Here is a 24,375-nt window from a genome sequence, read left to right on the forward strand (position 1 = left end):
GGTCCCCGATGTCCATGATGCGCGAATCATGGTGACGCAGAGAGTCAGAACCTCGTCGAAAATGCAACTGTAATGCTAAATCGAAGCGTTCAACGGCCGCCTACGGGCGGAGTGCCTGAACGCCTGGTGGTTCCTGTCGCTGGCCGAAGCCCGCGAGCGCATCGAGGACTGGAGGCGCCACTATAACTAACATCGACCCCCTGCGGCCCTGGGCGGCGTGACACCCCGAGCCTTCGCCAACCAAGCTGTCACAGCCCGGGAACTTGCATAGGCCGTGGGCCACAAACGGGGTCAATTCCAAACATGGCTCGAAGCCATATCTCAGGGAGGATCACTCTTCAGGGGACGGGCCACGCTCGCCACAAGCTTAGAAGTACTCAATTTGCTCCCCGTAGCGCGGGGAGGACGCCGGTCCGACGTCCTCCATGTCATCTCCCGGTCCATACGCTCGTAGGTTCAATCCGGATTTGGGCAGGTAAGGTTGGAAATCGTCAGGTACCGACCCTCAAGGCAATTTTTCGACTTTTACCTTGAGCGATGCACAAATCTTACCTCCATAGCGATCATAGGAACCAACCTCAAATCGTTTTTTACAAATTATGCTTCTCAATGACGACTAACCGAGAAGCAAATTCGACTATCTTCTGCCTCACGCCGCAACAGCTGTGAGCGGAAGCGGAGTTCGTTCGCTTGTTTTTCTAAGTACCTAACAAACCTCGGCTTTTTCCGCGCTCTCACCCCAGATGCGTCATGAGGATCAATCCTTGTAGATACGAAAGTTTGGAACGTAGGAGCGCGGCCGGCCTCATCCTGCTCTATCAGGCCGGATCAAGGCAATAAAAAACCCGCGGCCGAAGCCGCGGGTTTTTGGCAGGCATACTATAACTTTAAAATATTATAGATTTATCTCCGTATTTATCTAACCTTCTAGTCGGACGATTTCTTCGAAAGTTGATTTCAATCCCTTTTAAACTTTCGATATCAACTCTCTTATAGATATCGCTACCGTTTTTTTCTCGCGTGAATTTTGGAGCAATGTTCGTTCGCTGAATCCCGAGCCTCAATGTTCGAGGAGCTATGCAGAGCTGACGCGCTAGAGCCGTCAACAAAATATACTCGCGCTCGAACGCTTCGAGAGCATGATATGGTACGACTTTTATCAACTGTCTTTTGACAGGATGACGGGCGTCAACAGTCGGCAGAACACCAGTCGCCAAGAGTTTCGTACCGGTCTTGTCGGAGATCCCGAGTCGCCGCTCCAGGCAACTCTTTGTAAGTCCGGGGAGCGCGTCTCTTCGAACAAGATTTTTTACTTCGACGGGATCGACTTCGACGGCGAGAAGCCCTCCTTCTCCGGGTGGTCTCCGAACATCCAACAGGCGGCCGTCCAATATCAGTTGCATGACTTCGGCCAGAGAGCAGTTCGCTCTGCGGGAGGCTTGCATTACGTCGATCCAACTGCCTTCCTGATTCGACCGTTCGCGGTAGTTCGCCTTTGAAAGTATGGCTTGACGAAGCTCCTCAATGTGGCCTCGTTCGAACGAGAACGAGCTGATGTCCGGCGTCGGCCGCTGGAATGGTCGGATCAGACCATGTGCAAGAAATGAAACGACGTGCGTTCTGGTGATGCCGAGGTAGGCTTGGGTTGCCTTCAAAGAAAGGCAATTCGCAGCCTTAGCAAGGAAGGCCTCGGTCGATTCATCAGCAGGGAACAGCAGTTCGTGATCCCTGAGGTCGGGCCGCTCGTCGACGACGCCGGCCTCAATGAGCATCTTCCGCAAGGATCTCGTAACCCGACCTGTCGCGCGCGATGCTGTATAGACCGAATAGATACGTCTGTTCGCTAGAACTCGACCGCAAACAATGCTGCCCGGTTCCAACGGCATCGTCGAAAAGCAATGCTCGGCCACGATATCGCGAATAGGATCGAACGATTCGGGTGCGGTTTGGAGCCATCCCATGAACGAGCCGAAGTAGGCTTGAGCCTTCTGGGTCAGGGTATGCCTCCGAGGATAGTTGTCGCGTTGGCTCGCCAACCAGGCATCGAGCCCCGAGGATCCTGCAGCTAAAATCGCGAAGCCGGCGTAGCCCGCATGCCACCAGTCTTCACCGCTCAAACTACGGAAGGAGACATCGCGGCCAAAGACGTCGACCGCTCCGATCGCTTCGGATGTTTTTGCGACAACGTGGAAGGGGAGGGCGTCAAGAAAAGCGTTCGAACCGCCGCGGCTGTCCAGACGTGCCTGGAGATAGCGTTCGAGATGTGAGGCCTCGCGTTTGGAAGCGCCGGCTACGATCTCGGGGAGGCGGCCAAGGGCTTGTCTCAAAACAAGCGTAAAATCATGTGCTCGCTCGGGTCTGCTCTCGTGACCAATGTCTACCAACGCGCACCTATGATTGGCACAGGTCCTCAATGACGAGATCTGCCACCGTCCTCGCCCGTATGCTACCGGTGCCCATGCGTCCCTGCCGAGGCCGACATCCTCTTGGATACAAAGTGGGCAAGCACGAATATCCGTCCGCTCCAGAGCCGAAAGCGGCAGTTCGACACCTTGGAAAACAAACGAATTTCGGGCCGTACGCCTGATGGAATGCAGGCGGAGCTCGTTCGCATCGATACCGGAGCCTTGGGCCAGCGAGTCAAGTACGATCTCGGTTCCATCAAAAACGTCTCGGAAGCTCGTTCCCATGTCCCTACAGAAGTCGAACGCCGATACGGCGCCGTAGCGACGGGCAAGCCTCGAGACGTAGCTGCTGGCACTCTCACCGTAGCCGAGTGGCAAGCTGCGATGCATCTTCTGGAACATGACGCCCCCTATACCGCGCCTTGAGCGAACGGGTCTGCCGGGCGCCCGTGATCGAATAGCTTGAGGGTCTCGACAGTCTGCCACCCGCTGCAGATGTAAGGATTGAGCTCGTCGGGCCAACCGACGGCGGTGTGGACCGCCGCAGCGAAACTGGCGACGCGCAACGTCCGGTCCGGCGACAGTTTTGCGGCGTCGATCGCGTATCTGATCAGATCGACGTTTCTGCCGAACATGCCCCGGCAGACATGACGATGACGATGAAGGAATTCGTCCTCCTCGAAGTCGATGTCGATCGCAACTCCGGCGAGTTTGGCCAACTCAATGATGAGGGCAGGCAACTCGGCCAGCTCGTCGTCGGACATTTCCGGAATTTCGATTGAGGCGATGACGCGCCTGAAGGCCTGCCCGTCGCCCTCAATGATCCTGTCGATCTCCGGGAGCCCTGAAAGAATCAAACCGAACGGACAGTCCATCCGGTCCGGCAGCTCCTTGATCTTATCGCGGACCTTCCTCAACTCGGCATCCGTCTTGATGCGTCCGACGTGTGCGAACTCGTCGAAGTGGAGGATGTGCGTGCCGCTGGCGCGGAGAGCTCGGATGCACTTCTCCCAGACAACAGTTTCGCTCTGCGACTGCGGCAGGGACATGTCGAAGTGCGCCGAGAGGATGTGGAGTCCCAGGCCCTTGAAGGTGCATCCGGAGGGGACGTCGATTGTCTTGACCGGACAATCGGACCCCATCACTCGGTAGCCCGGGAAAAATTGAGGAAATTCGCGGATTGACCGTTTGATGGCGAAGGACTTGCCGGCTCCGGAGTATCCAGACACGAACATGACCGGTGCGGTGAGGTCGGGCACCGGAACTAGATCGGACGCGTCGTACTCCTCCGCCGGCAACGGCGCGTCGTAGACGAGTCCGTAGAGGGAACGGTGTTCGCCCTCGACAATCTGTGCGAGCCCGGGATTTCCCCGGGCTCTGAGCGTCTCTGAGTAGGTCTTTAAAAGACCGAGTTGAACGCTCTGGACCGAGATGGTCTCGATCAGTTTGCTCCGCAGGTCCATCCTACTTGGCGTCCTTTATGATCCAGCTGGACTTGCGAGGCTTCGGCGGCTTTTCAACTTCGACGGCAGCCTGGACCGGCACCTCTTGAACAGCGGGCATCGGGCTCTTCGCCGCAGACGTGGCGAATCTGAGCGCCTTCCGGGAGGATACCCCTTCGTGAACGACCGCCTTCGCAGCCTCCGTCGACCTTATGGTGATCCCCAGGCGCCGCTCAGCTGAGGCGACGAGCTTGGCATCGGGGCGCGTCGGTCCGAGAGCGGCGCGCGCGATTGCCGCGGCACTGGTTTCCATCAGCTCGCGGCGAGCCGCGTGGACGATGCCGGCATGGATTTCGGCCTGCGCACCGAACTTCTTCCGGAGCGTTGCCAACGCCTGCACGTGGAGCGTCAGCGGGACTCCCGTCAGCGTCTCGTCCACGGCAGGAACAGCCATCCAGTCTTCGCCGAACTTGACGCTGACCACGCCGAGATCGAACTGATCGAGCGACACTTCGAGCACGCCATCACCATTCACGCGACGCCACTTTTGCAAGGCATCGCTCTGGTAGTGGTTTCCGAGAACCTGGATTCCGCGAGCATTCGGTTTACGCGTGAGGCGGATGCCGAAAATCACGCGAACCGCGTTCGGGTTCGGCGGCGGCGGCATCCCGACGGTCGAGACGAGGCGCTTCCAGGCGTCCATGGGGGTCTCGCCGTTAAGACCCTCGTGGGGGGTGTGATGGTAGATGTCGACGATGAAGCGGACGAGCGAGAGAGGCAGCTCGTCGTCACTCAGCGAGGCGCGCGCCTCCGCATCGTAGTCGCCCTTCTCCACGACGTTGTGGAAAGTGCGACCCGTGAAGTTGGTGACGAACCCGGTGTGCAGCGTTCCGAGCAAGCGCTCCATCGTGCCGCGGAACTGAGGATTTTTCGCGGGTCCGATCAGGTGCTTCGCGCGAAGTCCGGCAAGCGCCAACCGGAACTCGTCAGAAATGAACGCACTGCCTGAATCTGTGGCGATGGTCTCGATCCCGGTGTGCATCGGCCATGGTGCCCCACACGATGATGCCGCCGCGAGGAAGCTCTTGTCGATGACCGCGAGATGAGCCGCGTTAAGAGCCGCTGCCGCGTTGGGCGTGCGGGTGACCGAAAGGCCGAGCACGCAGCGGCTCGCATGGTCGATCACCGGGACCACCCACAGCGTCCCGCTCTTCTTAAGGAGTTCCTGCCGATACGGGTTCAGCATCGCCCAGACGCCCGTCTGCTTGAGTAGCGTCATGAGGGACAGGCGGCCCTCGTCGATGTAGGCCAAGGCCCCCGGATAGGGCGCCTCGACCCCCGGTCCGACGATCGCATATTCCCGCCTCGCGGCCTCGATCCCCTTTCGGGCCGCGAGCACGTCGAAGCGATCGAGCTTGTTGATCGCCTTGCGGAAAGTCTTCTCGCTGCACGGGACGAGAGGCCTCTTCCTCTCCTCGGCCCGCGCGACGTTCAGCTTGTCGATACTGGCGAGAAAATCGAAGTAGCACTTCGCCTTCGAAGGGCGGCGCTCGTCCGCATAGGCCGCAACGTACCTCGGCATGATCGCGAGAACCTCCGGATCGACCGGCGACTCTCGACGCCCGCAGTTGTTGTAGTGATCGACCAGAGCGAGGGGATTGCGGCCGGCTGCAATATAGAGCTTCGTTTTCCGCTGGAGGGTGTATTCGCTCGGCGGACGGCGGAACATGATCTCTTCGCCTCCACTCGGCCGGCTTTCCTGAGGACCGTTCGCGGAAGGTGCTGCGTTCGGGTTGCGGGGTTCGGAGCGCCGCGCGCCAACGTACTGCCCAGTCCGCTTCAGGATCAGGATTTCGAGGGCGGCCCGGAAGCCTTTAAGCGTCTTCGGAAAGGTACCCCGATCGCTGCCGTTCAACGCCAGGAATTCGTCGCAGTACCACTGGTTCTCGAGCACCTTGAGCTGCGTCTCGCGCGGCAGATCGGCGAACGACCCGAAGGCGCTGGTCAGGCGCGCTCCCGCCGCCGTATCGCAGAAGTAGCCGCGCGTGATCTCGAGACGGCCCTCGATTTTGTACTGCCAGATGGTGTCATGGGAGAATTCCTCCTTCAGATCGGGAGTGTATCGCCGCTCCATGACGTAACCATCCGGGTAGGTGTCGTGAAAGCAGTACTCAATATTTCGGATTGAGATGAGGTCATGACGCTGGATCAGAACGATGGGTGTCGGGAATACGGGCATGGCGGATGCTCCTTACTTTCCACTCTTGCGATAAACTTTGAGCGCGGGTGTGATCCGCGCGGGGATCGTTGGCACGAGAATGTCGGCCGCGACGCACCTCACGACAGAACGAAAGGCCGAGCCCGTGCCTGCGCGGCCTACGATCCAGGCAATGGGAACCACGCCAAGAAGGCCGTCCACGATCTCGGCGACGATCCCGTCGACATCCGAGGGCGGGTCGCGTCGACAGGCCTGCTTCAGTCTGGCGTTGAAGACGTCCGTCTTATCGGCGTCCGCCTCGGTCACGATGGCGACCTCGTCGGCTGCCGACCGGGGGAGTTGCGGCGCAAGCAGGCGCATGCGGCTCTCGAACCTGCCGTCGACAAGCTTTTCGATTGGTCGATAGGCCAGCAGATCGACGTGATCCCCGAGATAACGAACCCTAAAGTCGAAGGTGTGCTTCGATTCCTTGCCCTCTTGATCAATATATCGGATGGCGGACGGCTGCTCGACGATCTCGATGACATCCTGACGAACGGACAGGATGTCGCAAATATTAGATTCTCCTTCGGACTCGAAGTACCGAATACGATCATCCAGTCCGACCGTATGGCCGCGAAACGACGCGGTGGACTTCAACGGCGGCTTTCGGCTTGCCAGCGAAGGCAAGGGGTACCGGAAGACGTGTTCCGAGATGCGGTTTACAGGTTCGATTGCCAAAGTCGGTCTCCATAACCAGGCGCGCGTTAACCAGCGCGGCCGAAAGCCTCGACGCGAGCCTGCTAAGCCCGCATTGCGTGTTGCGAGGGGAGTCCGAAGGTGAGATACCGAAGTCGTCCGCAGCGCGGACATGACTCGTCGGTCGTCCAGGCGGGAAGCCTGTTCGTAGCCCTCGGGTGCCCCGGCGGCGGGATCTATCGGCGCAGTTGTCAGCTGTTGGGCCGAAGATCCTCTGGGTGCTCTTGAAGGTGCGCGGTCTGCTAGGGCGTGCGCCTTCAACAGAATCTCTCAGCGCACTGGACGTTACGCAGCAACGCTGCGAGTTCGTCAGACGTGATCGACCCAGCCTCAAAGATGAGGCGTCGGATGCTATGATTGGGGTGCCATCAGGCTACGTGGTCCTGGCCGACGATGCGGCTTTTGCCTCGCCCGAGCTCGGAGAATGCTCAGGTGTGCTGGGACCTCAGGGTCGGCCGCGGCGCATGTTTTAAGCGCCTCCGAAAGCAATCGGCCGTCCGCAATCTGTGCCAGGTACGGCGGTCGTTGGCAAATGGAGTCCGGCGACACCTTCCGGTTCGGTTAACGTATCGTGAGGCCTCGATCCGCTGTGCCTAGCTGGTCATCGGATGGCAGCGCGCGAACTCGCGGCTTCGATCGCGCGATGCGAGCGTCCGGATGCAGGCCGTCGCGCAGATCGATCGCGAGATCCCCCCTGCAGACAAGGGATAGGATAGCCTCGAACGGATCGTATCCTTGATCTCGGATGCTGGGCACGAGATCGGAGATGCTGTGTTGCCGACCGTCGCCAACGGCGAGAAGGACCCGGAGCCGGTCGCCGATCTGGACCAGCAATCTACGGGTCGCCCATACGGCGCGGGCGTCGGATGCCCGAGGTTCGGTCAGCACGAAGGAGCGTCGCAGAAGCGCCCCGCCGGGTGGGCCCGGACGAAGCGACATGACGTCGGCATCGCGAAGCGCGATGACATGAATGGCTGTCCCGTCGGCGACCAGACGAAGGTTGAGCGATTCGTCGCCCTCGGTCGTAGGATGTTCATAGTGGATTTCGTCGATCGCCGGATCCAGTGTTACCTGTATCAAAAGATCTCGGTGCCATCGAAATACATACGGGATCGGGCCAGCGGTTTTGAACGAGATAAATCCGGGATGTCGGACCGTTTGATTTGAAATCGAGCGTACGTTAGCTTCTATGGATTCAACCTGCATTTCGATCGACCTTCGTTTGTCTCGATCGATCGCCCTGGACCCAGCCATCGGCGATCGGTCTGGAACTTGATGCCCATATCTCTCCGTCCTGGCGTCGGTGGGTCGTAGTCTTGGACCCGGAACTCAGGTGCTTCTGTTCTACCAATCTATATGTTGGGCAAACAGGAAAAATTTTCGGGTCAGCTTCTTTTGTCGGTCCGGGCGGGATATCGATGAATACTCATACAAATGTCGAAGGCATGCACACATATTCAATCATTTTATGAGCGGCACAGCTATCGCGCGGGGTAGCGGCGGCTAATGTAGGCAGGGTATCAATCACTTGGCTCGGATTTAGCCTGATCCGTCGTCTGACCGATCCAGAGCCGAACTGCATCGATGAATTCGCGTCCGGCTCCGGTGCGGGCTGCCTGCTCCGCCAGCTGGTTCATGACTATGGTGGCCGAACGTGCGAACGCTTTCTCTGCGGCGAGATCGCGAACGACTTCGTGATGCGGGCCGAAAGGCATCTCCAAGCTCGTCATCGTGTCGATGAGATAGCGGATCTCGGCAGGCGGACCTTTGCTCGCCCAGTTGTGGACCGTTCTTTCGGTGACACCGATCTCCGAAGCGAAGCCGACCTGCGTACGTCCCAGGAGTCGCAGCCTATGTTTGAACTCTGATCCGGTCATGACCCGCCGAACCACCTGCTTCGCCTTGAAGGAACCGTATGAGAAGCCACGATGCGTAACACGTTGTAGACGATCGCCCCCTCATGAAACGAAGGAACGACGAAGCCTTCATAGGGTCAGCCGGGGAGTTTCGATCCATGGGGTTCGGGAAGCAATCCCCCAGCGTCCGGCAGCCGGCGACATATCATATCCTCCGAGTTCGGCGGCACGGAACTCCTGATTTCGAGCAGACCGACAAAAGGCTGATCAGACGTATCCAGAACGGCGACGCTTCACTTCAAGCAATTTTTGACGGAGCATCGGGCTTTGACGTTGCTGATTACGACCTTATCGGGTTCGGCGTTAGAGTCTACGATGATCATTATAGTTTCGCTTCTCGCGATGATAGGCAAATCGAAATCCAGACGTTGAGGATGCGCAGCCGCATTGTCGTAACATTCACGAATTTTGATCGTAGGATCGTAGGCTTGATTCGGATCAAAGACACAGGCCCCGACAAGGAGCTGCTATCCAAGTTCCTCGATGCCGCCGATCGAAAGACCCGGAGCGGAGACCGAACGAAACTCGAAATTCATGTAGGCGCCCCCGCCGAGGACGAGGTGCAGGTAGCGACCTTACTGCAGCTAAGCGAGGTGGTGCGGACCGTCGTCGGCATCATGAGGAGCGCGATTACGCACGCTTCGCATCTTCACCCATGCCCCGATCGCGATCCATGCGTGCGATGGATATCCGCATGCGACTGCGATCTTCGTGTCGACACTGGGAGCGGCAAGGTCTCGACCGGAACGAGTGACTCGGGGTCGTGACGCCGTATCGTGACAGGTGGCACCAGGGACTTGCTTGGTTCAGCGTCGCCTACGGATTTCGACCATCCAGCATTCCGCCTTGATCGCTAGCGTGAACGGTGACGGACCACGCTTGGGCCATCGTATCTATCCACAGGCAAGCCGACAGGATGCAAACGGAAGCTTGCGCTCTGTTCTTTATTTGTTCTACATCCATTCTGTCGCCTATGAAGCAGGCGATCTCCTGAAGCCGACGCCCGCCGTGTGCTCTGATTCCTTCGAGCCAGCCGCGTCGCTGCATCCGATCCAGCCCTCACGCTGACGGCCGGCGCCGCTGCCCGGCCGTGGGAGATCATGCCATGTTGCCGAACTCAACAAACTCGATTGATCAGCATCCAGACACCAGGCCGTTAGACGCGCTCGCCCGTGCCTTCCTTCGAACCCTCGCCAAGGAGGAGCGCGGAAACCTCAAGCTACTCCGCGATGTCGGGTTCGGTCTCGGCCATGACGATGAGGCCGACGATCCCGTCGAGCGGATCCTCGCCAAGACTGAGGGCGAGAAGAAAACCGAGCACGTGCCTATCCCCGCGGATCTTGCCGCGGTGGCCGTCCTCGTCGCTCGCGCCATCGAGGCGGAAGACGGTCTCGTCCGTCGTCTACGGCGGGAGGCGCCGGTCGTCGTCATCACCACCCACCTGCCCGATCTCGTCGAGCCGGTTCGAGACGTTCTCGAGAAGTGCGCCTTCCGCCCGGGCGTCAAAGCGATGGACCTGAGCGGCAGCAGGCCTGCCGCTCTGAAGCCGACGCAGGTTGGCCTGCTCATCCGAGACGGCTCGTACAAAGAACACAGGCCGGATGTCGGTAACCTCATGATGGCCTCGGCACTCCACGCGCGGGTTCCGATCGTCGGATGCGCGCCCGATCCGACACGCCAACTGCCGCGCGATCTCTTGCGCGCTGCCGAGCATCGCATCGTGCTCCCCTGCCTCGATCAGAGCGCACTCGACCTCGTCATCGAAGCAGTCACCGGGGGATGCCCGACCCGACGGATCGATCCCGATCTGGTTCGCACCCTCGACATCGCCGATCTGCCGATCGCATTCCGGGGAGCCACCTCGCCCGATGCCTGTATCGACGCGCTCGCCCGGGTCACGGCAGCCAAGGCCGACTACCTTCAGACGGGGCCGGCGCTGGAGGATCTCGACGGGTATGGAGCGGCCAAGGATTGGGGCCTCGCACTCGCTACCGATCTGCAGTCCTATCGCGTCGGTCGCCTCGCCTGGGCCGACATCGACAATCGAGGCTTGCTGCTGTCGGGCCCTCCTGGCGTCGGCAAGACCAGCTTTGCCCGCGCCCTGGCGAAGTCCGCACGTGTTCCGCTGGTGGCGACGTCGGTCGCGGAATGGTGCGCATCGGACTACCTCTCCGGCACCCTGCAGGCGATCCGCCGGGTGTTTGCGCAAGCCAGAACGCAGGCGCCGTGCATCCTGTTCATCGATGAGCTCGACGGCATCTCCGACCGTGCGCAGATCCGCGGCGATCACGTCCAGTACTGGACACAGATCGTAAACCTGTTCCTCGAGCTGCTCGCTGGCGTCGAGGAGCGCCCGGGCGTGGTCGTCGTCGCGGCCACCAACCATCCCGACAGGATCGACCCCGCCGTGAAGCGTGCAGGGCGCCTCGACCGAGAGATTGCCATCGAGAGGCCGGATACGACGAGCCTCGCCAGGATCTTCCGGCACCATCTCGGTGTCGACGAACTCGCCGGCGATTCGTTGATGCCGCTCGCGCTGGCCGCGCGCGGCAGAACGGGCGCCGATGTCGAGGCGTTCGTGCGCCGCGCCAAAGGCGCGGCACGTCGCGCCGGGCGCCGGATCGGTCTCGACGACGTCCTAGCTGAGGTTCGTCAGGGACGGCTCGCGATGCCCCCGGCGACACGGTGGCGTACCGCGATCCACGAGGCGGGTCATGCGATCGTAGGTCGGGTCCTTGGCTGCGGAACGATCGTCGATGTGCTGCTTCACGATGGCGGTGGGCAGGCTCAATTCAAGCATGACGTGGATGGCTCCGCGACGCTGCCGCAGCTCGAGGCGGTCCTCGCAATGCTGCTGGCTGGAGGCGTTGCTGAGGAGATCGAGCTTGGCGCTGCCTGCATCGGCAGTGGATCCGGTCCAGGCTCTGATCTTGCCCAGGCGACGACGATCGCTGGGGACATCGAGCTTCGGTTCGGGCTCGGCAAGCTCGGGCCGTTCTACGTCGCGCCCTCGGACAGCCACCTCTTTCTCGTGAACGGGCTTCTCGAGGCGGTAACCGATCGCCTACGAAGAGCGCGCGACCGATCCCGCACCGTGCTGGAGGCACGATCGACGGAGCTGCATGCTATCGCCTCGGAGCTTGCGGAAGCCGGATACCTCTCCGTCGTGGACATCGACCGGCTCATGCCGAACCATGATGCATTTGCGCCGACCGAGCTTACGTCCGTTCCGGCCCTGAACCGAGGAGCCGCGTGATGTTCTCGCTTCCTCCCGACGAAACTGATCTCGGGGACCTTCAGCCCCTTGCGCATGCCATCGCGGACCTCTGCGAAATCCTTGATGGCGACCGTTACGTCGTCATTGAAGGCTTGGCAGAGATCCTGCGGCGACGCATCGAGTTTGAGGCTCTTAAGCAGCGTACTGATCTGGGATAGGCAGCGTGATACGAGCCGGTGGAATGCCTACGGCTCGTATCGATGTGGGTGCGCCTGCTCGAGAAGGGCGGCAAGGCGGTGGACCTGCCGTGCCACCACAGACAGCCGTCCTGATCCGTTTCGGCTATCGCGTATACCGGCCGGAGGCGGACATCGAGGGTGAGGACCTGGTGATCTGTACCCCGGGCGGCGTTCTGTCAGGCGTTCAGCTGAAGAGCCGTCCCCTGGTCGATTGGCGCCGATACGGTGGCCGTGAACTGCTGATGCTGTTCCCATCCATGCCCTACAGCTCTGTGGCTGTCCGAGCATGGTTTCTCGTCCCCCACGATCCCTTCTACGGATGGGTGAAGGTTCGGCACAGTCATACCGCGAAGGGGGCGAGCAATGGTCATATCCGGCGACAAGCAGGTATCTCGCTGCTTTTCTCGACCCGTACGAGGTGCGACCGCCAGCAGAGGCGGTGGGTTGATCGTCACCAGCCACATGCGGTTCGGTGTGTGCTGAACGCCGAAGCCCGCCGGCAGATCGCGGCGGGCTTCTAAGGCCTGCTCAGGCGGCCATACGGCCCGGCCGGCCGAGGCCGATGTTCTTCGCGAGGGCGGAGCGGGCCTCCGAGTACGAGGCTGCCGTCGTCGGGTAGTCAGCCGGCAGGCCGAACTTCGCGCGGTAGCTGTGCGGGTTGAGGCCGTGCTTCGTCAGGTGGCGCTTCAGCGTCTTGTAGGGCTTGCCGTCGATGAAGGAGACCAACCCGTCGGGCCGGATGGACTTGCGGATCTGTGCCGCGGTGGGCTTCTCGACCTCTTCGGCCGGGGAGCTGACGCCACCGGCGGCTGTCCCGCTCGCGATGCCGTTGAGGGCCGCATGGACGGTGCCGATCAATCCCGGAAGCTCAGTCGCCGGTACGCGGTTGTTCGAAACGTAAGCCGCTACCAGTTCGCTTACCATTGCGAGCATATCGGGGTTCAACCCCAGGTTATCTTTGGTCACTTCGTTCGTCCTGTGTGTACGCTACCGGCGTGAGATCTACCGATCTCAGATTTAGATCAAGGCACAACTCGCTCAAGATCGCGCGAGCCTGCCGTGACCTGTACGCATGCTGTGAGGATTTGGTTTCGGTGAAGACTGGCTAGGGCGTCCCATCGGGGCGGCCCCGACTTTTGCGCGGTGCTCCGCGGCAGCACCGCGTCAGGCGCGTTGCATTTGGCTGTTGCCCACCTCTGCAACAGCAGTGCGCAGCAACAAATCTCTATCCGTGCTGTAGCATTCACCAGTGTGTTCTTCATAGAGGTAGCTTGACCACCAGCCCCGGGCGGTAGAGCGATAGATCCTCTTGATGGAAGGAAACACCGTGGACGAACAAGTCGAAACTCAATCCAGCAACTTCATCGAACTCGCTGCCGACCTCGTGGCGGCCTACGTGTCGAACAACAACGTGCCGGTGTCGGAGCTGCCTAGCGTGATTGCCAGCGTGCATGCTGCCGTTGCAGGTCTTGCTAACCCAACGCCCGCTGAGCCCGCCGGCCCGGAGAAGCCGACGCCGGCCCAGGTGAAGAAGTCGATCACGCCTGATGCGCTAATCTCCTTCATCGACGGCAAGCGGTACAAGACGCTAAAGCGCCACCTGACCACGCATGGCCTGACGATGGACGGCTACAGGGCGCTCTATGGTTTGCCCTCGGACTACCCTTCGACCTGCTCTGCCTACTCCGCTCAGCGTTCCGAGCTGGCCCGGTCGCTCGGCCTCGGTCAGCAGCGACGGAAGGTAGCCCCCAAGGCTGCGGACACGGGCGAGACGGCCTCCGAGGCGCCCAAGACCCGCGGGCGGCCGCGTAAGGCCGCAGAGGCTTCCGAGGCGGCTCCCAAGGCGAAGGGCCGCAAGAAGGCCGCCGAACCGGCTTGAGGCCGCTCCGCGCCCCATTCCGGTACACCGCGGCACCCGTCGCGGTGACGTGCCTGTAACCGGGTGCCGGCATCCTGCACCTGGGCCAAGTTGCGCATCGGCCTAGCTGGTGAGATCCGGGGTTCCCCCGCTCCGTGAGCAGATCGGAGCGGGGCCGAACCGATCTCACCATTCACCGCCACTCCCCTTTGTGCTACGATCCTTGGACCGGACACAGCCGATGAGGTGCGTGGATGGACCAGAAGCATGGCCTTGAAGTTTTCATCTTCAGCTTCGCTCTCTTCATGACGTTTTGGAGCTTGCGGCCGAGTTGGCTCCGCTCGAAAAATCCCTGGGGGTCTGGTCCTTCATGGGCTACCGGTTCAAGCAGTTCATCTTCGTCTGACGGTTCGTCTTCGTCGGATGGCTCCGGTCACGGATGCTCGAATGGTGGCTCCAGCGATGGCGGCGGAGGTTGCGGTGACGGAGGTAGTGGAGGCGGTGGCGACTAACGCTGTCCTCACCCTTGCCGTGCTTGCTGAGTGGCCAGCACGTCGGTGAACGGCTTCGACACCACATGCCACCCTGATGCGTCGTAGACCTCGACGGTCCAAGCCGACCAGTCGCGTGGAGGGCTGCTGAGCATCACGTCCAGCGCGACCCGCTCGGCGTGGACGCGCATCAGCGCCCAGGTCGGCAGCCGCTTGCCCTGCCGATCGGCGACAAGGTCGTGCCCGTTCGTGCAGTGGAAGCGGTAAAGCGGTGTCGGCATTGGCCTTCTACCCCGCCCTCCACACCATCTCACCGCTTCGCGCCTGGCCGTCGTCGCCATGGTTGAACCGTTGGTCTGCTTGCTGTCTGTTCCTTGTATGTTCTTGGACAAGTCGGAGCGCCGATGCACCCCCAGCCGCATGAACCGCCTGTGGAGATCCGGCTGAGCGAGGCCGAGACGATCGCGCTCGCCTACCGCCGGGCTGCCCGCGGTGACGCCTGGGCCGCGCTGGTAAGGGTGGTTGAGAATGCGCTTGCTGACTTGGCGGAGGCAGAGCGCCGATCGCTGCGGCGGGATCGGCTCGTCTCCCACGGGTATGGAAGGCTCAAGGCATTCCGCAGTCGATCGCGAGCGGCGCACGGGCTGGAACGCGAGTGATCTACGCCGTTGGCCCTGACGGCGCGACGATCGAGTTCATGCAGCCGCCAGCCTCCGTCCAAAATCTCTGATCCGGCCGGGCGGGGGACCGCTTGCCATCTCGATCCGAAATAGACGGGGCCCGGCGAACGACCGCTTCGGAGGAGCCTCGACGGCAGTGCAGGCGACTGTGTTGGGTCGGGGCCCGTCCGTCCGCTCTACGACTGGGTTGGGTGGAAGGCAGCCTGGCTGGCTACAGGGATTGATGCCAGGAATCCGGACGTCCACTCGGATTGGGTTGGTAGACAGCTCCCCACCGCGCTCGGTCCCCTGAATACAGTCACTGGATCTTCAAAGCGGCCATTCTGGTCGAGCAAGATCTTCGAAGGCCTATCGTGCCTCACAAGCAAGAAAGCTCGCTAAAGCAGTGAGCACAAGATCCGGGCGCTCCTCCTGCAGGGTGTGTCCGCAATCGAGCGCGTGACCCTGCACGTCGAGCGCCTTTTCGCGCCAGGTCTCCAGCACGTCGTAGGTCTGGCCAACGGTACCCCTGGCGCCCCAGAGCGCCAGGAGGGGGACCTCTATGCGCTTGTCGGCATCGACCGCGTCGTGTTCGAGGTCGATGGTCGCAGCTGCCCGGTAATCCTCGCAGATCGCATGGCGCGTTGCCGGATCGCGGTAGACGCGAAGATATTCGGCGAAGAGTTCGGGGCTGGGTGATCCTAACGTCTTCGACTGTCCGTCCACATGCGTGCGCAGGAAGAACTCCGGGTCGGCGGCGATCAAGCGTTCCGGCAACGGTGCAGCCTGGATCAGGAAGAACCACCAGAAGTAGCGCGAGGCGAAGTCCTTATCGGTGCGCGCGTACATCGTGGCGGTCGGCGCGATGTCGAACACCGCAAGCCGGGTTACAGCCTCCGGATGGTCGAGGGCAAGGCGGTGTGCGACCCGGCCGCCGCGGTCGTGGCCGACGACGGCGAACGACTCGTGGCCGAGGCGACGCATCACCGCGACCGCGTCCGCCGCCATGGCGCGCTTGGAATAGTTGACGTGGCGCTCCCCGCCTTCGGGCTTGTCGGAATCACCGTAGCCGCGCAGGTCCAACGCCACGACGCGGAAGCGCTCGGCCAGGGTCGGCGCGACGGCCTGCCAAGTTGCATGCGTTTGCGGGTGGCCGTGCAGCAGCAGCACCGGTGGGCCTGCGCCGCCGACCGAAGCGCGGATGCGGATTGCGCTGGCCTCGATGTCGTGCAGGTCGAAACCTGGAAGGAACCGGTCCGGTCGGAGCATGACGGCCTCCTCAATCTCAAGCTAGCCAGGGACGCTCGGCGCGGTAGCGCGTCTCAAAGGCGCGAATGTCGGCCGCATGGTCGAGTGTGCTGCCGATTGCGTCGAGGCCGCGCACCATCGCGTCCTTCCGTAGGGGGGCGATCTCGAACGGGACCTTGTGTCCGTCGCCGGTCGAGACCGCCTGCCCCGGGAGGTCGACCGTGAGGGTGTTGTTCGCTGGATCGAGCGCCCGTTCGCGCAACGTGGCCAAGTCCGTTTCCTCAAGTCGGATCAGCAGAAGGCCGTTGTTGGCGGCGTTGTCGCCGAAAATCCCGGCGAAGGTGGTGCCGATCAGGGCACGGATGCCGAGCTGCATCAGGCCCCATACGGCATGCTCGCGCGAGGAGCCGCAGCCGAAGTTCGGACCGACAACGAGGAATCGTGCGTCAGCCCATTCCGGCCGGTTGAGGACGAAGTCGGCGCGGGGCGCACCGTCCTCGGCGAAGCGCAGGCCATGAAGCGCGCCCTGGGCGAGCCCGTTACGGTCGATGCCCTTCAGGAACTGCTTCGGCATGATCACGTCGGTATCGACGTTCGCCGCCGGTAGCGCCGCGGCAGCTCCGGTGACGGTGGTGAAGGGCTGCATCGGTCAGGCTCCCTGCGCCAGACGGCGGACATCGGTGAGGTGTCCCATGACCGCCGCGGCGGCGACCATGGCCGGGCTCATCAGGTGGGTGCGTCCGCCCGCGCCCTGGCGGCCCTCGAAGTTGCGGTTGGTGCTGGACGCGCAGCGCTCCCCCGGCGCGAGCACGTCGTCGTTCATGGCGAGACACATCGAGCAGCCGGACTGGCGCCACTCGAAGCCCGCCTCGGTGAAGATGCGGTCGAGGCCCTCGGCCTCAGCGGCACGCCGCACGCTGGAGGAGCCCGGCACGACCATGCCCCGCACGCCCACCGCGATCCGGCGGCCGCGCAGGATCGCCGCGGCCTCGCGAAGGTCCGACAGGCGAGCATTGGTGCAAGAGCCGATGAACGCCCGCTGGATTGGCACGCTCTCCATGGCCATGCCGGGTGCGAGATCCATGTAGGCCAACGCTCGGTTCATGTCGCCGCGTCGCGCGGCGTCCACTTCCTCGGTCGGGTCGGGGACGATGCCGCCGACCGGCACGGCCTGGTCCGGGCTCGTGCCCCAGGTCACCAACGGCTCGATCTCCGACGCGTCCAGGCGGACCTCCCGGTCGAAGACGGCGTCGGGATCGCTGTGCAGCGTCGACCAGTGCTCCACGGCGGCGTCCCAGAGCGCACCCTGGGGCACGCGGGGCTTGTCGCGTAGGTAGGCGTACACCTTCTCATCGGGGGCGATGATCACCCCGCGGGCGCCGCCCTCCACGATCATGTTGCAGATCGTCATCCGGCCTTCGACCTCAAGGGCCGCGATGCCGTCGCCTGCGAACTCGACCGCGTAGCCGGTGGCGCCGGACGCCCCGATCTGGCGGATGACGGCCATCACCACGTCCTTGGCCGTAACCCCCGCCGGCAGCAGCCCCTCGACGGTCACCCGCATGGTGCGGACGCGGCGGTATTGCAGCGTCTGCGTCGCCAGGTAGTGCTCGATGTCGGACGTCCCGATGCCGAACCCGAGGGCGCCCAAGGCGCCGTAGGTCGTGGTGTGGCTGTCGCCGGCGGCGACCACCATTCCGGGCAGAATGAAGCCGAGCTCGGGCGCGACGACGTGCTCGATGCCCTGCAGCGGGTGCAGGACGTCGAGAAGCTCGATGCCGAAATCGCGGCAGTTTTCGTCGAAGTAGGAGACCTGGCGCGCGCCGCCGGCATCCGGCATCGCGGCGACGCGCCGGGGGGCTGTGGGATTGACGTGATCGACGACGGCGAGGGAAGCCTTCGGGCTCCAGACCGGCCGGCCGGCCTCGCGCAGGCCGCTGAACGCCTGTGGGCTGGTGTACTCGTTCAGGACCGTGCGATCGACGTAGAGCAAGATTTCTGAGCCGGCGCCGGAGCGGTCGTCGAGGCGGCGCACAGTGTGGGTGTCGATCAGCTTGTCGTAGAGGGTCGTCGGTTGCATCGGGTGCGGGCCTCTCTCGGAGGGGAAGGACGCGGCGCATGCGCCGTACCTGGACGACGGGCCAGGCTCAGAGCGAGGCCGTGGCAGGCGCTGCGATCGAGGGACGACGGGGGACGGACCCGTCGCCGCCGATCGAGTAATCTTCGACGAGCCTGCCGGAGAGCACCTCCTGCATGCGACCGGTGTCGAGTTCGCCCTCCAGCTTGGCCATCACGATGGCGGCGACGGCATTGCCGATGATGTTCACGATGGCCCTGCCCTCGCTCATGAAGCGGTCGATCCCGAGGATCAGGGCCATCCCGGCCAGCGGGATCGCCGGGACCACCGAGAGGGTTCCGACTAGGGCGATGAAGCCGGCTCCGGTGATGCCGGAGGCGCCCTTCGAGGTCAGCAGCGATACGCCGAAAATCGCCATCTGTTGCGTCAAGCTGAGGTCGATGTTGGTCGCCTGCGCCACGAACAGGGCGGCGAGCGTCATGTAGATGCAGGTGCCGTCGGCGTTGAAGATGTAGCCGGTCGGGACTACCAGTCCGACCACCGACTTGGAGCAGCCGAGATGCTCCAGCTTCTCCATCAGCGACGGAAGCGCCGCATCCGAGGAACTGGCGCCGAGGGTGATGAGCAGCTCCTCCTTGAGGTAGCGGAGAAGCTTTAGCAGGCTGAAGCCGCCCCACCGCGAGACCAGCCCGAGAACGCCGAACACGAAGATCGCGCCGGTCAGGTAGAAGGTGCCGATCAGCCCGACGAGCTGTCCGAGCGAGCCGAGCCCGAACTTGCCGATGGTGTAGGCCATTGCCCCGAACGCACCGATTGGGGCAAACCGCATCAGCACGTTGATGACGCCGAAGATCCAGTGCGAGGCCGAGTCAACGAGGTCGCGCAGCGGCTTGCCGGACTCGCCCATCTTCGAGAGCACGTACCCGAACAGGACGGCGATGAAGACGATAGGTAGAATCTCGCCCTTGGTCAGTGCATCGAACACCGTGTTCGGGACGATGTTCATCAGGAAGTCGACGGTGCCGTGCTCCTTGGCTTGGCCGGCGTATTTGGCGACGGCGCCCGCATCGAGTTTGGTCACGTCGGCGTTCATGCCGGCCCCCGGCCGGACGACGTTGCCGACGATGACGCCGATGACGAGCGCGAGCGTCGACAGCACCTCGAAATAGAGCAGGGCCTTGCCGCCGAGGCGGCCCATCTTCTTCATGTCGCTCATGCTGCTGATGCCGGCGACAACCGTGCAAAAGATCACGAGGCCGATGACCATCTTGATCATCTTGATGAAGACGTCGCCGAACGGCTTCATGTCGACGCCGACGGACGGAGCGAGGTAGCCGACCACGACACCGAGGATAATGCCGGCGACGACCTGGACATAAAGGCTGGTATACAGTGGCTTTCGCTGGGCCTGGGCCGCGGTCTGCATGGCGTCTCTCCCTGGTTGGGGTTGTCGTCACGTTCCGCATCCGGCGGTCATGACTGATTGCATCCAGGGATCCTGCATCAAGGCCTAAAGTGCCAATGCCGATCCGGCATCAGTTCATACAGGCAGGGTTTCGCCGGTCGGCCCGGAACATTGACCGAGGCTTGGGCCGCCCTCATCCTCCCTTGCAACGAGGCCGCCGAGCTTCGGTGGGGGACGGCTTTCCCTAGGGACGGGGGCTCGCAGGATGGACGCGGCGTGGCTCGAAGACTTCCTGGCGCTCGTCGATCTCGGACATTTCTCCCGAGCCGCCGAGCAGCGCAACATCACGCAGCCCGCGTTCAGCCGCCGGGTCCGGGCACTGGAGGACTGGGTCGGTACGCCACTGTTCGTTCGCGACGCACAACCGGTCATGCTCACCGCGGCCGGGGAACGGTTCCGCCCGGTGGCGGAGGAGATCCTCCGACGTCTCTTTCAAGGTCGGGAAGCGGCCCGGGAGGCCGGGCTGATGGCTGCGTCGACCCTCAGGTTCGCCTCCACTCAGGTCCTTTCCCTGACCTTCTTCCCGAACTGGTTGAAGGCCGTGGAAGCGAGGGAGCAGTTCCAGGCGACGGTCAACCTGACCGCCGCTCACATGGCCGCCTGCGAGCAGCTGATGCTGAGGGGCGAAGCGCAGTTCCTGCTGTGCCACCATCATCCGCAAACCTCCCACCTTCTGATGAGCGACCAGTTCCGGTCCGTCCGTCTCGGGACCGACACTCTGCTCCCGGTGAGCGCACCGAACCTGGATGGAACAGGACCGCTGTACGAGTTGCCGGGAAGTCCCACGGCCCCGCTTCCCCTCCTGAGTTTTACAAACGACTCTGGACTCGGACGCATCCTGGAGGGCACGCACGTCATCGCGGAAAGCGGGGCTTCGCTGAAGCCCGTCTTCGCGTCGCACCTGACCTCCGTTCTCGTCGCGATGGCTCGGAACGGTCGCGGCCTGACATGGGCGCCACTCAGTATCGTCTCTGATGATCTTGAACGAGGAAGCCTCGTCAGGGCTTCCCGAGCCGCCGACGATATCTCCGTCGAGATCCGGCTTTACCGCCCGCGCGCTCGTCAGAGCCCAACAGCGGAACGCATGTGGGAGTTGGTTTCGATCAACTACTAAGATGATTTAAAACGGTCTTGTGCCTCGAAGTGGACGTACAGCTATCAACGAGCGCCCGTCATTTGCTTGGGTCAGGGCTTACGTCTGTTTTCGCGCAACTACGGCGGTCATCCGCACGACCGAGTTGGGTCGGGACCCGTCGGTCGGCTCTACGGCCGGGTCGGGTGGATTTCCGCTGGTCTGCTTTCGGGTGGCGGATAGATCGGAGCGGACATAACCGCGGGTACCGCTCGCGACCCTTAGCGGGACCTGGAAACGTCCGCTTGCGGGTCGCCAAGTGAAGCGGAGCGTGGACGGCGTCGCGCATGGGGGCGCCTATCGGCCCGGCGAACGCCCGCAAGCTGGAGGCGCTCGGCTGCGAGAGCGCCGCCGACATGCGCGACCTCGATACCCGGGTGGTGCGCAAGGTCATGACGGTGATGGGCGAGCGCCTCGTGCAGGAGCTGCGCGGCGTCGCCTGTCTCGACCTTGAGGAGGTAGCCGCCACCCGCAAGGTGTGCGCCGTCACCCGCAGCTTCTCGGACCGGGTCGAGGATCTCACCACCATGGAGCAGGCGATCGCAACCCAAGCGAGCCGGCTCGGAGAGAAGCTGCGCCGGGAGGGGCTTGGGACGGACCACGTCACGGTCTTCTCACACACCTCGGAGCACGACCGGACCGGACCGCAACGCTCGGTCTCGACGGTGGTGACCCTGCCCGAAGCCAGCAACGACACGTTGGTGCTGGTGAAGGCCGCACGGCGTCCGGCGGACCTGGCGGAGCGGCTTCCGCTACTCCAAGGCCGGCGTGGTCACGACCGACCTCCTGCCGCTCCATGCCTCGCAGCGGGCGATGCTCGGCCTTGGCCAGATCGACCGCGAGCAGGATGCCGCGCTGATGGCTGCGCTCGACGCCTGCAACCGACGCTTCGGGCGCGGACGGTCGTTCCGGCAGCAGCAGGGTTCGCTCCGACGCGGGGGTGGTTCACGAAATTCGAGATGCGCTCACCGCGATACACGACCCGACTCGACGAGATCCCGGTCGTGGCGGCTTGAGGAGCCGGCCGCTCCGCGTCGCCCCTATCGACGCATCAACGTCGGAGGAGCCTCGGCATCCGGCGGGGGAGCGCCATCGAGGGGCTGACCAGATGACGAGGAGCATCAGGTGCGATGCGCTTCATTCGCCCCAGGGCATCGCCGCCGGTCAGTCGCCGCCTCCGCCCGTGACGGCACGGTGTGTCATCCGTCCCGCCTCGGCGAAGGGCATCATGGCGGCACCGGAAGCGACGACGCCGGCAACCATCCGGAGTTCGGTTGGCTGACCCGGGTCGTTCGCAATCCGCTCCGCCTCGACCTGAAGGCGACGATTGCAGGCCTTTGACGGAAGGGCATCGTCCGGTGTGCAGGCGTCGTGACGGGCGCAGGCGGCGTCCAGGACGTCGATGGGAGCCAGGGGACTTTTGTTGCCCGGACCACAATAGTTGCCGTGGATCAACATAGTTGGTCGGGAAGACGAAGATCCTGGTTGTGCCAGGGACGGGCTCGCTAGGGTCACGGCGAGTAAGATCGGGGTAGTTAGACGGAAGAACATGATATGTTTGCCTCGTATGGTCCCGCCCCCTCAGACGTGACGCTTACGGCATCGTCTCGGGTGCCCCGGGCCGTCCCGCGCGTGCATCCCGCTCGCTTTCGCCCGGCATTCGCTCATTGCTCGAAGGGCGCGCCGTGCACGACATCCGAGACGGGGATCCCCACCTTCGCCAGGGAGAGCGGAGGCGTCCGGCCACTCGGGAACGTAGTCTCCCAGCCGCCGCCGAGCGCCTTGGACAGGGCGACGAAATCGGTGGAGATCGCCGCCGTCGCCTGAGACAGGTTGGTCTCCGCCTGAAGCACCGTCTGCGACGCCTGCAGCACCGTGGTGAAGATCTCGACGCCTTGAGTGTAGCGAGCCCGCGACAGGGACAGCGCCTGGCGCGCATCGGCGACCTGCCTGGCCAAGCGGCCCCGGCGCGCCTCGTCGCCGCGCAGGGAAGCCAGGGCGTTGACGACGTCGTGCCAGCCCTGGAGCACCGCCTTCTGATAGGCGATGGCAGCCTCCTGCTGGCGGGCGCGCTGGAGCACCAGGTTCGACTTCAGTCGCCCGCCCTCGAACAACGGGATCGAGATCGACGGCCCGATGTTCATGTATTGCAGCGACGAGCCGCGGAAGAGCTTGCCCGGATCGACCGAGTTCACGGTCGGGCTGCCGGTCAGCGTCACGCTCGGGAAGAACTGAGCCTCGGCCACGCCGATCTCGGCCACCGCCGAATGCAGGTTGGCCTCCGCGCGCCGGATGTCGGGGCGGCGCAGGACCAGGCTCGACGGCACCCCGACCGGCACGCGCGGCGGGACCGGCGGGATCGCGCGGCCGGCGACGAGTTCCTGGGACAGGGCGAGCGGCGGCTCGCCGAGCAGCAGCGAGATCGCGTTGATCTGCTGGATCTCCTGCTGCTGCAGTTGCGGGAGCTGCGCCTTGATCGACTCGACCTGCTGGGCCGCGTTGGACGTGTCGAGGCCCGTGACCAGACCCTTCTGCTGACGCACCCTGACGACGTCGAGGATCTGCTCGTTGACCCGGATGTTGGCGAGGTCGATCCGGATCAGCTCCTGGGTCCCGCGCAACTGCACGTAGTCGCGCGCCAACTCCGCCTGGCTGGAGACCAGCGCATCGCGGCGCTGCTCGGCCGATGCGTCCGCCTGGGCCTGGGCGGACTCGACCGAGCGGCGGACCTTGCCCCAGAGGTCGAGCTCCCACGACGCGTCGAAGCCGAGGGTGTAGCTCTCGAACCCGTTGGTCAGCGGCGCCGTGGGGTTGCCGCCGCCGGTACCGCCGCCAAGGCTTCCGAGCGAGTTCGACAGAAGGCCGATCGTTCCGTTCTTGCTAAACTGCTGGCGATAGGCGCTGCCCTGGCCGTTGAGCGTCGGCAGCCCGGCGGCGGCGGCGCTCCCGAGCTGGGCCCGGCTCTCGAACAGGCGGGCGGTCGCGGTCTGCACGTCGAGGTTCTGCGCGGCGACGCGGTCCTCAAGCTGGGACAGGACCGGGTCCCGGAAGGCTTGCCACCACGCCACGTCAGGCTCTGCCTCGGTCGTGCGCGACAGGAGCCGTCCCGCCCGACGGACCGGAAGTCCAGTGTCGAGGTAGTCGCTCGACTCCGCGAGCGGGGTCGTTGGGGTGGCGAAGTCCGGGCCCACCGTGCAGCCGGCGAGGCCGAGCACGGAAGCGACGAGTGCCGCGTAGGCGCGTCGTTCGGGGTATCGACGGGGCGTCATC

At 63.3% G+C, this 24,375-nt stretch carries 18 protein-coding genes and 2 pseudogenes; 7 read left to right on the forward strand and 13 right to left on the reverse strand.

Annotated features, from left to right (window positions below):
- Window positions 1–79: 79 nt before the first annotated feature.
- Window positions 80–271 (forward strand): annotated as a pseudogene (locus MFF40_RS24660) (integrase core domain-containing protein); the annotation flags it as partial.
- 616 nt (window positions 272–887) lie between these two features.
- On the opposite strand, the gene MFF40_RS24665 reads toward MFF40_RS24660, so the two are convergent.
- The 6 genes from MFF40_RS24665 to MFF40_RS24690 all read right to left on the reverse strand — a co-directional run bounded on the left by MFF40_RS24665 (window position 888) and on the right by MFF40_RS24690 (window position 8,680).
- Entirely contained in the window at window positions 888–2,807 is a 1,920-nt protein-coding gene (locus MFF40_RS24665; RefSeq protein ID WP_147832008.1) for a TniQ family protein, read from the reverse strand.
- Window positions 2,808–2,815: 8 nt separating this feature from the next.
- Window positions 2,816–3,868, reverse strand: a complete 1,053-nt coding sequence (locus tag MFF40_RS24670) for an ATP-binding protein (RefSeq protein WP_147832006.1) — start codon at window positions 3,866–3,868, stop codon at window positions 2,816–2,818.
- Window position 3,869: 1 nt separating this feature from the next.
- The gene (locus tag MFF40_RS24675; RefSeq protein WP_238262597.1) at window positions 3,870–6,086 is read right to left on the reverse strand and encodes a TnsB C-terminal domain-containing protein; all 2,217 of its coding nucleotides are present in this window, start codon (window positions 6,084–6,086) and stop codon (window positions 3,870–3,872) included.
- Between the two features lie 12 nt (window positions 6,087–6,098).
- Window positions 6,099–6,704, reverse strand: a complete 606-nt coding sequence (locus MFF40_RS24680; RefSeq protein ID WP_147832002.1) for a hypothetical protein — start codon at window positions 6,702–6,704, stop codon at window positions 6,099–6,101.
- 660 nt (window positions 6,705–7,364) lie between these two features.
- Complete coding sequence (locus MFF40_RS24685) at window positions 7,365–8,009, reverse strand: hypothetical protein (protein WP_238262599.1); 645 nt, start codon at window positions 8,007–8,009, stop codon at window positions 7,365–7,367.
- A gap of 314 nt (window positions 8,010–8,323) precedes the next feature.
- Entirely contained in the window at window positions 8,324–8,680 is a 357-nt protein-coding gene (locus MFF40_RS24690; protein ID WP_147829681.1) for a helix-turn-helix domain-containing protein, read from the reverse strand.
- 83 nt (window positions 8,681–8,763) lie between these two features.
- On the opposite strand from MFF40_RS24690, the gene MFF40_RS24695 reads away from it, so the two are divergent.
- The 3 genes from MFF40_RS24695 (at window position 8,764) to MFF40_RS24705 (ending at window position 12,154) form a co-directional block, all read left to right on the forward strand.
- The gene (locus tag MFF40_RS24695; protein ID WP_147829683.1) at window positions 8,764–9,486 is read left to right on the forward strand and encodes a hypothetical protein; all 723 of its coding nucleotides are present in this window, start codon (window positions 8,764–8,766) and stop codon (window positions 9,484–9,486) included.
- A gap of 338 nt (window positions 9,487–9,824) precedes the next feature.
- On the forward strand, window positions 9,825–11,975 hold the full coding sequence (locus tag MFF40_RS24700) for an AAA family ATPase (RefSeq protein WP_238262601.1): 2,151 nt from the start codon (window positions 9,825–9,827) through the stop codon (window positions 11,973–11,975).
- The gene (locus MFF40_RS24705; RefSeq protein ID WP_147829687.1) at window positions 11,975–12,154 is read left to right on the forward strand and encodes a hypothetical protein; all 180 of its coding nucleotides are present in this window, start codon (window positions 11,975–11,977) and stop codon (window positions 12,152–12,154) included. Before MFF40_RS24700 ends, MFF40_RS24705 begins: the two co-directional genes overlap by 1 nt.
- Before the next feature lie 549 nt (window positions 12,155–12,703).
- Here the strand turns inward: MFF40_RS24705 and MFF40_RS24710 are convergent.
- Window positions 12,704–13,099: a Ros/MucR family transcriptional regulator gene (locus MFF40_RS24710; RefSeq protein ID WP_147829742.1), complete on the reverse strand. Its 396-nt coding sequence runs from the start codon at window positions 13,097–13,099 to the stop codon at window positions 12,704–12,706.
- Window positions 13,100–13,502: 403 nt separating this feature from the next.
- Here MFF40_RS24710 and MFF40_RS24715 point away from each other — a divergent pair, with 403 nt between their 5' ends.
- Complete coding sequence (locus MFF40_RS24715; protein WP_238262603.1) at window positions 13,503–14,054, forward strand: Ros/MucR family transcriptional regulator; 552 nt, start codon at window positions 13,503–13,505, stop codon at window positions 14,052–14,054.
- Window positions 14,055–14,553: 499 nt separating this feature from the next.
- Here MFF40_RS24715 and MFF40_RS24720 read toward each other — a convergent pair whose 3' ends face one another.
- The 5 genes from MFF40_RS24720 to MFF40_RS24745 form a co-directional block, all read right to left on the reverse strand.
- The gene (locus MFF40_RS24720; RefSeq protein WP_238262605.1) at window positions 14,554–14,805 is read right to left on the reverse strand and encodes a DUF6894 family protein; all 252 of its coding nucleotides are present in this window, start codon (window positions 14,803–14,805) and stop codon (window positions 14,554–14,556) included.
- A 747-nt stretch (window positions 14,806–15,552) separates the two neighbouring features.
- Window positions 15,553–16,452 carry an alpha/beta fold hydrolase gene (locus MFF40_RS24730; RefSeq protein WP_238262608.1) on the reverse strand — a complete coding sequence of 300 codons (900 nt, stop codon included), beginning with the start codon at window positions 16,450–16,452 and terminating at the stop codon, window positions 15,553–15,555.
- 16 nt (window positions 16,453–16,468) lie between these two features.
- Window positions 16,469–17,077: a 3-isopropylmalate dehydratase small subunit gene (leuD, locus tag MFF40_RS24735; protein WP_238262610.1), complete on the reverse strand. Its 609-nt coding sequence runs from the start codon at window positions 17,075–17,077 to the stop codon at window positions 16,469–16,471.
- 3 nt (window positions 17,078–17,080) lie between these two features.
- The gene (gene leuC, locus MFF40_RS24740; protein WP_238262612.1) at window positions 17,081–18,511 is read right to left on the reverse strand and encodes a 3-isopropylmalate dehydratase large subunit; all 1,431 of its coding nucleotides are present in this window, start codon (window positions 18,509–18,511) and stop codon (window positions 17,081–17,083) included.
- Between the two features lie 67 nt (window positions 18,512–18,578).
- Window positions 18,579–19,934: a dicarboxylate/amino acid:cation symporter gene (locus tag MFF40_RS24745; RefSeq protein ID WP_238262614.1), complete on the reverse strand. Its 1,356-nt coding sequence runs from the start codon at window positions 19,932–19,934 to the stop codon at window positions 18,579–18,581.
- Window positions 19,935–20,178: 244 nt separating this feature from the next.
- Here MFF40_RS24745 and MFF40_RS24750 point away from each other — a divergent pair, with 244 nt between their 5' ends.
- Window positions 20,179–21,087 carry a LysR family transcriptional regulator gene (locus tag MFF40_RS24750; protein ID WP_238262616.1) on the forward strand — a complete coding sequence of 303 codons (909 nt, stop codon included), beginning with the start codon at window positions 20,179–20,181 and terminating at the stop codon, window positions 21,085–21,087.
- A 317-nt stretch (window positions 21,088–21,404) separates the two neighbouring features.
- Window positions 21,405–22,121, forward strand: a pseudogene (locus MFF40_RS24755) (DUF4113 domain-containing protein); the annotation flags it as partial.
- Window positions 22,122–22,769: 648 nt separating this feature from the next.
- On the opposite strand, the gene MFF40_RS24760 reads toward MFF40_RS24755, so the two are convergent.
- The gene (locus MFF40_RS24760; RefSeq protein ID WP_147812728.1) at window positions 22,770–24,374 is read right to left on the reverse strand and encodes an efflux transporter outer membrane subunit; all 1,605 of its coding nucleotides are present in this window, start codon (window positions 24,372–24,374) and stop codon (window positions 22,770–22,772) included.
- Between the last annotated feature and the right edge of the window lies 1 nt (window position 24,375).

This window comes from Methylobacterium mesophilicum (assembly GCF_022179445.1).
Classification (GTDB): domain Bacteria; phylum Pseudomonadota; class Alphaproteobacteria; order Rhizobiales; family Beijerinckiaceae; genus Methylobacterium; species Methylobacterium mesophilicum.

What these genes read in the sequence shown, in the direction of transcription:
- MFF40_RS24670 (WP_147832006.1), bottom strand. Translation starts at nt 3,868, where the DNA reads ATGGACCTGCGGAGCAAACTGATCGAGACCATCTCGGTCCAGAGCGTT.
- MFF40_RS24685 (WP_238262599.1), bottom strand. Translation starts at nt 8,009, where the DNA reads ATGCAGGTTGAATCCATAGAAGCTAACGTACGCTCGATTTCAAATCAA.
- MFF40_RS24720 (WP_238262605.1), bottom strand. Translation starts at nt 14,805, where the DNA reads ATGCCGACACCGCTTTACCGCTTCCACTGCACGAACGGGCACGACCTT.
- MFF40_RS24730 (WP_238262608.1), bottom strand. Translation starts at nt 16,452, where the DNA reads ATGCTCCGACCGGACCGGTTCCTTCCAGGTTTCGACCTGCACGACATC.
- MFF40_RS24760 (WP_147812728.1), bottom strand. Translation starts at nt 24,374, where the DNA reads ATGACGCCCCGTCGATACCCCGAACGACGCGCCTACGCGGCACTCGTC.
- MFF40_RS24705 (WP_147829687.1), top strand. Translation starts at nt 11,975, where the DNA reads ATGTTCTCGCTTCCTCCCGACGAAACTGATCTCGGGGACCTTCAGCCC.
- leuD (WP_238262610.1), bottom strand. Translation starts at nt 17,077, where the DNA reads ATGCAGCCCTTCACCACCGTCACCGGAGCTGCCGCGGCGCTACCGGCG.
- MFF40_RS24695 (WP_147829683.1), top strand. Translation starts at nt 8,764, where the DNA reads ATGAAACGAAGGAACGACGAAGCCTTCATAGGGTCAGCCGGGGAGTTT.
- MFF40_RS24745 (WP_238262614.1), bottom strand. Translation starts at nt 19,934, where the DNA reads ATGCAGACCGCGGCCCAGGCCCAGCGAAAGCCACTGTATACCAGCCTT.
- MFF40_RS24690 (WP_147829681.1), bottom strand. Translation starts at nt 8,680, where the DNA reads ATGACCGGATCAGAGTTCAAACATAGGCTGCGACTCCTGGGACGTACG.
- MFF40_RS24700 (WP_238262601.1), top strand. Translation starts at nt 9,825, where the DNA reads ATGTTGCCGAACTCAACAAACTCGATTGATCAGCATCCAGACACCAGG.
- MFF40_RS24665 (WP_147832008.1), bottom strand. Translation starts at nt 2,807, where the DNA reads ATGTTCCAGAAGATGCATCGCAGCTTGCCACTCGGCTACGGTGAGAGT.
- MFF40_RS24750 (WP_238262616.1), top strand. Translation starts at nt 20,179, where the DNA reads ATGGACGCGGCGTGGCTCGAAGACTTCCTGGCGCTCGTCGATCTCGGA.
- leuC (WP_238262612.1), bottom strand. Translation starts at nt 18,511, where the DNA reads ATGCAACCGACGACCCTCTACGACAAGCTGATCGACACCCACACTGTG.
- MFF40_RS24710 (WP_147829742.1), bottom strand. Translation starts at nt 13,099, where the DNA reads ATGGTAAGCGAACTGGTAGCGGCTTACGTTTCGAACAACCGCGTACCG.
- MFF40_RS24675 (WP_238262597.1), bottom strand. Translation starts at nt 6,086, where the DNA reads ATGCCCGTATTCCCGACACCCATCGTTCTGATCCAGCGTCATGACCTC.